Below are 7,525 nucleotides of genomic sequence, written 5' to 3'. Positions count from 1 at the left end.
ACCCCCCCCCCCCCCCGTCCGGGGCGCCGGCGGCCGCCACCCCGGTGGTTCTGCCGCCCGCGGCCGGTTCGGTGCGGTCAGCGGCCGGGGTCGCGGCCGAACAGCCTCATCGACCAGAGGAAGCCGGCCAGGGCGATGCCCGCGGACCAGGCGAGGGACTGGTAGGCGCTGTCGCCGATGGCCTCGCCCGTCAGCAGGCCGCGCAGCGTCTCGATGGCCGGGGTGAACGGCTGGTACTCGGCGAACCAGCGCAGGGCGGTCGGCATCGAGTCGGTGGGCACGAAGCCGCTGCCGAAGAACGGCAGGAGCATCAGCAGCAGGGGCGCGTTGCTGGCGCCCTCGGGGTTCTTGGCCGCCAGGCCGAGCGCGACCGCCAGCCAGGTGAGCGCGAAGACGAACACGGCCAGGAAGCCCGCGGTGGCCAGCCACTCGACGGGGTCGGCGTTGGGCCGGAAGCCGATCGCCAGGGCGACGCCGATGACGACCACGATGCTGACCGCGATGGAGATCATGCTGCCGATGACGTGTCCGATGAGGATCGACGCCCGGGAGATGGCCATCGTCCGGAACCGGGCGACGATCCCCGCGGCCATGTCCATGGCCACCGAGATGGCGGTGCTGGTGGCGGCGCCGACCGTGGTCATCAGGATGATGCCGGGGGTGACGTAGTCGAGGTACTGGCCGCGGCCCCCGCCGCCGAGCCCGTTTCCGAGCGTGCCGCCGAAGACGTACACGAACAGCAGCAGCAGGACCACCGGCATGCCGATGAGCTGCACCGTCATGGCGGGGTAGCGCAGCATGTGCTTCAGGCGCCGGCGGATCATCGTCGCCGAGTCGGCCAGGGTGCGGGTGCGGACGGCGGTGGCGGTGGCGGTGGCGGTGGTCATCGGACTGCGTCCTTGTCCTTGGGGTTGCCGGTGAGGGTGAGGAAGACGTCGTCGAGGTCGGGGGTGTGCACGGCCAGGTCGGCCGGTTCGATGCCAGCGGCCTCCAGCCGGGCGAGCAGGGTGCGCAGCGAGGCGACCCCGCCGTCGGAGGGGACCTGCAGCGTGAGGCGGTCGTCGTCGGAGGTGTCGAGGAAACCGGTGCCGAGCGCGGTGAGCGCGCCGGTGAGCGCGCCGTCGTCGGTGAACCGCAGGGACACGTGCCCGCCGGGAACGAGCCGCTTGAGCTCCGCGGGTGACCCTTCGGCGATCAGCGTCCCGTGGTCGAGCAGCGCGATCTGGTCGGCGAGCTGGTCGGCCTCCTCCAGGTACTGCGTGGTGAGGAAGATCGTCACCCCGCTTCCGGCCAGGTCGCGGACGATCTGCCACATGGTGCGGCGGCTGCGCGGGTCCAGGCCCGTGGTGGGCTCGTCCAGGAAGATGACGCGCGGGTCGCCGACCAGCGTCATCGCCAGGTCCAGCCGGCGGGCCATGCCGCCCGAATAGGTGGACGCGGGCTTCCCGGCGGCCTCGGCGAGGTCGAATTGCTCCAGCAACCGCGCCGCGAGCCGGCGGCCCTCGCGCCGCCGCAGGTGGTGCAGGTCGGCCATCAGCATGAGGTTCTCCTCGCCGGTGAGGAGCTTGTCCACGGCCGAGTACTGGCCGGTGACGCCGATGGACGCGCGGACCGCCTGAGGAGAGGTGGCCAGGTCGTGGCCCGCCACCCGGACGTCGCCGCCGTCGGCGCCGATCAGGGTGGACAGGATCTGGACGGTGGTGGTCTTGCCGGCCCCGTTGGGCCCGAGCAGGGAGAAGATCGTCCCCTCGGCGACGGTCAGGTCGATGCCGTCGAGCACGAGGTTGTCGCCATAGGATTTGCGCAGTCCGGTGACCGCGATCGCGCTGGTCATGATGGTGCTCCTTCGAAGCAGCGGGTAAGGCGCGGCCGCCGTGGGAGGACGCCGGGCTCGGGCATGGGTGATGGAGGAGTCGGCACTCGGGGGGAGCGGTCGCCTCGGGGGCGCGGGATGGGCGGACGGGGCCCAGGCGGTCGCGTCCGATGATGAACGCGACCGGGATCTCACCGGGCGGGGGGCGCGGGCGACCGCGGCGGACAGCCGGCGTAGTGGCCGCGCGACGCGGCAGGCGGGCTGTGGAAGTGCGGGGACCGGCGCGGGCACCGGTCGCGGGTGCTACTTTCCGGTCGTGCGGCGCTTTTCCCTGACGGACTCCTGATAGATGTCCGCGTAGGTGCGCGAGTCCTTGATCAGTTCATCGCAGAAGGCGGCGATGTCCTCGCCGAGGAGTTCCCGTGCCCCTTTCCCGGACGCGACGCCCTCCTCGAAGAATTCGAGCATTTCAGAGAGCAGGTTCCCCTCGACCAGGTCGACCGGTCCGACCTTGAAGAGGTACTTCTGGATCTCCTTGTAGACGATCTGGTAGTCCGGCGGCAGCGCCTTGACCCGGGCCATGTGCGTCCGCCACTGCTTCTTGCCTTCGATGATGTCTCGGATGCCCATGTCAGCCTTCCAGCCGGTCCAGTTTCCTTGCGACGTTCCTGTTCAACTGCTCGCGCCACCGGTCGCGGTAGCCCCGGGCCCCGTCGCCGCCGGCCAGCGCCGCGCAGAAGCCTGCGATGTCGTCGCCCAGCACCTCCTCGACGCTCTGCCCGTCGGCGGCGGACTCTTCGAGCAGCCCCAGGGCACCGTCGAGAATCGGCATCAGGTTCCGGCCGGTGAAGTTCGAATAGGGAAGAATATGGCCCTTGATCTCTTCCCATGCCGCCCGATGGCCGGAGGGCAGTGCCTCGGCCCGGACCTCGAACGCCTTCCATTCCCTCGTGAGGTCGCCGCCCGTCACGGTCTCCCAGAACTTCATCTTCCGCCCTCCTTGAGCTTCTCGATCCGCGAGGTGATGTACTCCCACTTCGCCCAGAACGATTCGAGTTCTTCGCGTCCCGCGTCGTTGAGCGCGTAGAACTTGCGCGGCGGCCCCAACTCCGACGGCCGCTTGGTCGCCTGGACGAGGCCGTTCTTCTCCAGCCGCTGCAGGATGGTGTAGACCGTCCCCTCGACGACATCGGCGAAGCCGAGCTCGTTCAGCCGCCGCGTGATGGCGTACCCGTAGGTCTCCTCGGCGCCGATGATCTCAAGTACGCAGCCCTCCAGCGTGCCCTTGAGCATCTCCGTGACCTGCTTGTCCATGACCCCCCTTCCAGCTACTCGGTAGCGCTGACTACTGCTACAAAGTAACACCGACTACCGGTACTTAGCAACACCGACTAGCAAGCAGATGGGAGCCGGCCGGGGCGGAGGCCGTCAGATGTCGGACCCTCGCGGGATCCCGAGGGTGGCGAGAAGGTCCTCGTGGAACTGGACCCACAGCATGTGGCACGAGTCCCGGTCGTGGCCGTCGATCCAGACGCGCTGCCCCAGATCGACCTTCTGGAGCGCCGAAGAGTAGCGGTCGGCGTAGCCGTCGAAGCGGGCCAGGCACTCGCTGAGTCGACCGCATAGTTCGGCGAACGACGTGCCCACGCTCGCCAGCGTCCGCAGGACCCGTTCGTCCCAGGGCCAGTCGGTGTGGTCGTTGGAGGCCATGCGATCGGTCCGGCTCGGCCGTATCTGCCAGTCGGTGCAGGCTTTGCCGAAGCGTCGGTTCAGAGGCACGAACGCGGTGTGCGCGCTGGTCACGGCCTCCCGGGCACCCGCCCGGTCGAGTTCGCGGGCCAGCCGCCTCTCGTTCTCCGCGCGGCCGGCGTCGCTCAGCGACCAGCCGGAGCTGCCGGCGAAGCTCGACCTGCGAACCCAGCCCCGGGCCTCGAAGTCCAGCAGTGCCTCCTGGACGGCGTCGGCGTCCAGCCCGTAGCGGGCGGCGACGCGGGACGCCGTCGGAAAGCCCAGCACCCGGACGCCGTGGAGGGCCAGGTCCTCCGGGACGGACGGATACGTCATCTCAAGCACCCCCTCGACGGTCCTCGACGCGGCCCGTCACCCGGCCGAACCGCTGCTGCGCGGCCTGGGGGGAGGCCAGGCCCATCGCGCGGGAGATCCGCGGCCACGACAGGCCGTGCGAGCGTGCGGTGAACATCAGCGCGGCCTCCACCTGGTCCACCTCGGCCCGCGCGGCCGCCAGCAGGGTCAGGGCCGCCTCCACGGCACGCTCGTCGCCACCGCCGGAGCCGTCCTGCCACAGGGCGAAGCGGATCAGGTCGACCGCCGAGGGCGGCTGGCTCCCGTGCAGCCAGGGTGCCCGGGGAAGGGACGAGGCGCCCGCGTCCAGCAACCGCCGGCGCGCATCCGCCTCGCGGGCGGCCGACTCGTGGTCGGCGTCTGCGTTCTCCATGCGACCCACCCTGGGCCATCAACATATTGTTGTCAACAAAACGTTGACAGCCACCCGCCGCCCCTGCATGGCCGGCCCCGGGCGGTCGGCCGCGACGGTGCCGCCCGGCTCATGTGGCGGCACCGTCGCATCAGGGTGTTCGTGGGGCGGGCGGGATCGGTGGCCGGGTCAGCCGATGCAGGCCGACATGTGGTGGGCCTGCACCCATCCGTAGCGACGCGCGTTGGGTGAGTAGCCGTAGACCCACTGCTTGCGGCCGTAGGGGCGGCCGTCCTGGCGGCGGCAGTGCTTGCGGGTGATGCGGAAGGTCCAGCCCGTGTCGACCGCGCCGATCGCGTACTTCTTGGCGCCGTTGCGGAGGGTGCCGGGGGACGTGACCGTCACGCGCCCGTGCAGGGGCCTGGCCGCGGGGGTGATGTCCACGATGGTGATGGTGTTGTCGCCGCGGGTGGCATGGCGGTCGGGCAGGGCCGGGGCGTAGCCCTCCGGGTCGGGACGGCTGGTCAGATCGCGCGGCTTCGAGACGCGGGGGAATCTGCGCGCGACCGGGTCGACCAGGCACTTGGTGTTGATCCACCCCCACCAGGGCGCCTGGCCCGCCTTCTCCCGCTGCGGGTCGCGGACCATGGCGTAGCCGGCCGCGGTGTAGCGGACTCCGACCTTCTTGGAGGCCGTCGAGGGGCCGGCGGGCCAACTGGCGTCGTCGCGGTGCTTGGCGGGGTGGTTGAAGAAGACCTTGCAGTTCCTGTTGACCAAGGTGCTGTTGGTGTAGTGGACCTTGGGCGCGGCCGGCGCGGTGGCGGCCGCGCTTCGCGCGGGCGTCGCCGGTGACGCGGAGGCCGTGGCGGCATTGCCCGTCGCGAGCGTGAGCGCGAGCATGAGTCCGGTTCCGGCCTTGACCGCGAATCGGTCGAGGTGGGCAGGGCCAATGATCATAATTGCGATCCTTTGCCTGGTGTTTCGGCGCCACGCCGGCGCCCGGTCAGTAAAGATTGGCAGCAGCGCGGCGGCGGAACGGGCCCCGCGCGAAGTGGGAATTCCCATCCCAGGGCCCACTGCTCTGACCTGCTGGTTCCCACCGGGATCGACGCAGACGGGATGATGAGAAATGACCGGGACCCACTCATCGGGGCCGATGGATGCTGAGCGGCGCAGAAAGTTGATGCGGCAACTGGTACAGCGGACAGGGAAAAGTACCCTGGTGGCGCAGGCGAACGTGCTCGGTGTGTCGAAGTCCGCGTTGGGGCGTTATTTGCATGGGAAGCCGGTATCTGCGACGAACCTGCACCTAATGGTCGCTGCCGCGGACGCGCGAGATCTGTGGAGGCCGGGCGAGCGAGAGGAGTTCCTGGCCGCGTTCCTGGGCGCCCCCGTGGACCAGAGCGGACCCGCGGACGCTGATCAACACGTTCGAGGCGCCGTCTCCCTGCCCGATGACCCGGACCTCGACGGCCCCGGGGAACTCGCGGAGCACGGCCGGGACCAGACCGTGCCAGGTGTGAACCGGCGACATGAGACGTCCGATGTGACGTCCGATGTGACGCGGCGGGTCCAGAGAACGCGGGTCGGGGCGCGCTGGACCGTCCTCGCGGGGGTAGCCACGATCATCGCCGCCTCGGCCCTCGGCGGGATCTTCGGGAGCCGGCACGCCGCACGCTCGACACCGGAAACCGCCCCGACCGCCGGTTGCCGGCCGAACCGATACGAGGTCGAGCAGGCGGCCGATGTCCTCGACGAGGACGGCGACCTGGTCGGACGGTCGATCCCCGGCGACACCTTCTTCCGGGAAATCCCGGAAGAGCATGCCCCCCGCCGCTACCGCTACTACGGCACCATCCCGTCCCGGCACCTATCCGGCTACGTCATGCAGGCGAAACTCAAACCCTCCTGCGCCTGATTTCCGCGCGAGGCTCACCAAGACCGTCGGCGCGAAGCTTTCGGTGGACATCCTTGCCGTCCCCAGCACCTGTGACGTGCCGGTGCGTCCGGGGGATGAACTCCTGCCCCTGGCCCTGCGGCCTCATGGGGTTTGCTGGGAGGTGCTCCCGCTGCGCTGTGGTCCATGCCACATGTCGGTTCTGTCAGGAATCGGGGCGCTGTTCCGCTCAACTCACGAGAGCAAGCGAACCGACAGGAGCTGGACGGCACCGACACCGACGCGGCCCTCGCCGTGACGCAGGGCCTCACCACCATCCGACGTGGCGGGCGAGGGCCCGCAACCCCTTTCACCCGGCGACCGGACCTGCTCCGGCGCTGATGCCGCATGCCCTTCTGGAGAGGAATCCATGGTCACGAACCCTCCGCGGACGGCACCCGCCGACGGGGCCGCACCGGACGCGCGTCAGTTGCGCGCGATCCTGATCGCCGTCTCGATGGCGCTCATGGCCGTCATCGCGTCGGTGTCCGGGCTGAACGTCGCCCAGACGCACATGGCGGTCGACTTCGACACCTCGCAGGACACGGTCCTGTGGATCATCAACGTCTACACGCTCACGCTGTCGGCGCTGCTGCTGCCGCTCGGCGCGATCGGTGACCGCCTGGGCCGCAAGCCGACGCTGGTCACCGGGCTGGCCGTCTTCGGCGTCGCGAGCGTCGCGGCGGGACTGGCCCCGTCCGCGGAGGTCATGCTCGCCGCGCGCGTGGCCGGCGGGGTCGGCGCGGCGACGATCATGCCCATCACCCTGGCCGTCATCACCTCCACCTTCCCCGAGGAGCAGCGCGGCAAGGCGATCGGCGTATGGACGGGCGTCGCCGGAGGCGGCGGCATCCTCGGCATGTTCCTGTCCGCCCTTCTCGTCGACGTCGCCGACTGGCGCTGGCAGTTCGTCCTGCCCGTAGCGCTGGTCGTCGTGGCCCTGGCCCTGACGCTGACGTCGGTTCCCAACTCCCACGAGCGCTCCGGCCACGCCTTCGACACCGTCGGCGCGCTGGTGTCCGTCGTCGCCGTGGCCGCCCTCATCTTCGCCTTGCAGGAGGGCCCGCGGCGCGGCTGGACCGCGCCCGCGACGCTGGTCGGCCTCGCCGTCGGCCTCGTCGCCGCGGCCGCCTTCGTGGTCTGGGAACGGCGCCGCCGGGACGCCGCGCTGCTGGACGTGCGGCTGTTCGGTGAGCGCGGTCTGGCCGTCGGCTCGATCACGCTCGTGATGGTCTTCGGGGTCCAGGCGGGCGTCTTCGTTGTCCTGTTCCCGTTCCTCCAGGCCGTGGTCGGCTGGTCGGCGCTGCTGTCCGCGGCGGCGCTGATGCCCATGGCGGCCGCG

The 7,525-nt window shown here is 70.4% G+C and carries 9 protein-coding genes and 1 pseudogene; 2 read left to right on the top strand and 8 right to left on the bottom strand.

Annotation, left to right across the window (positions count from 1 at the left end; all coding sequences use genetic code 11):
* Positions 1 to 77 precede the first annotated feature (77 nt).
* The 8 genes from GNZ18_RS03725 to GNZ18_RS03690 all read right to left on the bottom strand — a co-directional run bounded on the left by GNZ18_RS03725 (position 78) and on the right by GNZ18_RS03690 (position 5,204).
* A complete protein-coding gene (locus tag GNZ18_RS03725; RefSeq protein WP_156214599.1) occupies positions 78 to 887 on the bottom strand; it encodes an ABC transporter permease in 810 nt (269 codons plus the stop codon).
* On the bottom strand, positions 884 to 1,834 hold the full coding sequence (locus GNZ18_RS03720) for an ATP-binding cassette domain-containing protein (RefSeq protein ID WP_156214598.1): 951 nt from the start codon (positions 1,832 to 1,834) through the stop codon (positions 884 to 886). The genes GNZ18_RS03725 and GNZ18_RS03720 overlap by 4 nt, the downstream gene beginning before the upstream one ends.
* Positions 1,835 to 2,116: 282 nt before the next feature.
* Positions 2,117 to 2,443 (bottom strand): DUF1048 domain-containing protein, encoded by a 327-nt coding sequence (locus tag GNZ18_RS03715; protein WP_156214597.1) that lies wholly within the window; start codon positions 2,441 to 2,443, stop codon positions 2,117 to 2,119.
* Position 2,444: 1 nt separating this feature from the next.
* The gene (locus GNZ18_RS03710) at positions 2,445 to 2,801 is read right to left on the bottom strand and encodes a DUF1048 domain-containing protein (protein ID WP_156214596.1); all 357 of its coding nucleotides are present in this window, start codon (positions 2,799 to 2,801) and stop codon (positions 2,445 to 2,447) included.
* Positions 2,798 to 3,127, bottom strand: a complete 330-nt coding sequence (locus GNZ18_RS03705; RefSeq protein ID WP_156214595.1) for a PadR family transcriptional regulator — start codon at positions 3,125 to 3,127, stop codon at positions 2,798 to 2,800. The genes GNZ18_RS03710 and GNZ18_RS03705 overlap by 4 nt, the downstream gene beginning before the upstream one ends.
* 114 nt (positions 3,128 to 3,241) lie before the next feature.
* Positions 3,242 to 3,877 (bottom strand): transcriptional regulator, encoded by a 636-nt coding sequence (locus GNZ18_RS03700; protein WP_156214594.1) that lies wholly within the window; start codon positions 3,875 to 3,877, stop codon positions 3,242 to 3,244.
* 1 nt (position 3,878) lies between these two features.
* Positions 3,879 to 4,268 carry a DNA-binding protein gene (locus tag GNZ18_RS03695; RefSeq protein WP_156214593.1) on the bottom strand — a complete coding sequence of 130 codons (390 nt, stop codon included), beginning with the start codon at positions 4,266 to 4,268 and terminating at the stop codon, positions 3,879 to 3,881.
* Between the two features lie 168 nt (positions 4,269 to 4,436).
* Positions 4,437 to 5,204, bottom strand: coding sequence for a hypothetical protein (locus tag GNZ18_RS03690; RefSeq protein ID WP_156214592.1), 768 nt, complete (start codon positions 5,202 to 5,204; stop codon positions 4,437 to 4,439).
* A 265-nt stretch (positions 5,205 to 5,469) separates the two neighbouring features.
* Here GNZ18_RS03690 and GNZ18_RS03685 point away from each other — a divergent pair, with 265 nt between their 5' ends.
* Positions 5,470 to 6,165 (top strand): hypothetical protein, encoded by a 696-nt coding sequence (locus GNZ18_RS03685; RefSeq protein ID WP_156214591.1) that lies wholly within the window; start codon positions 5,470 to 5,472, stop codon positions 6,163 to 6,165.
* Between the two features lie 388 nt (positions 6,166 to 6,553).
* A pseudogene (locus GNZ18_RS43990) lies at positions 6,554 to 7,513 on the top strand (MFS transporter); the annotation flags it as partial.
* Positions 7,514 to 7,525 lie beyond the last annotated feature (12 nt).

The sequence above is a fragment of the Actinomadura litoris genome (genome assembly GCF_009733595.1).
In the GTDB taxonomy this organism is placed as follows: Bacteria; Actinomycetota; Actinomycetes; order Streptosporangiales; family Streptosporangiaceae; genus Spirillospora; species Spirillospora litoris.
The sequence above is the reverse complement of the archived record's forward strand: the minus strand, read 5'-3'. Positions and strand labels throughout refer to the sequence as shown.

Excerpts from the sequence above, each read along its gene's own strand:
- GNZ18_RS03725 (WP_156214599.1), bottom strand. The coding sequence starts at position 887 with ATGACCACCGCCACCGCCACCGCCACCGCCGTCCGCACCCGCACCCTG.
- GNZ18_RS03720 (WP_156214598.1), bottom strand. The coding sequence starts at position 1,834 with ATGACCAGCGCGATCGCGGTCACCGGACTGCGCAAATCCTATGGCGAC.
- GNZ18_RS03715 (WP_156214597.1), bottom strand. The coding sequence starts at position 2,443 with ATGGGCATCCGAGACATCATCGAAGGCAAGAAGCAGTGGCGGACGCAC.
- GNZ18_RS03710 (WP_156214596.1), bottom strand. The coding sequence starts at position 2,801 with ATGAAGTTCTGGGAGACCGTGACGGGCGGCGACCTCACGAGGGAATGG.
- GNZ18_RS03705 (WP_156214595.1), bottom strand. The coding sequence starts at position 3,127 with ATGGACAAGCAGGTCACGGAGATGCTCAAGGGCACGCTGGAGGGCTGC.
- GNZ18_RS03700 (WP_156214594.1), bottom strand. The coding sequence starts at position 3,877 with ATGACGTATCCGTCCGTCCCGGAGGACCTGGCCCTCCACGGCGTCCGG.
- GNZ18_RS03695 (WP_156214593.1), bottom strand. The coding sequence starts at position 4,268 with ATGGAGAACGCAGACGCCGACCACGAGTCGGCCGCCCGCGAGGCGGAT.
- GNZ18_RS03690 (WP_156214592.1), bottom strand. The coding sequence starts at position 5,204 with ATGATCATTGGCCCTGCCCACCTCGACCGATTCGCGGTCAAGGCCGGA.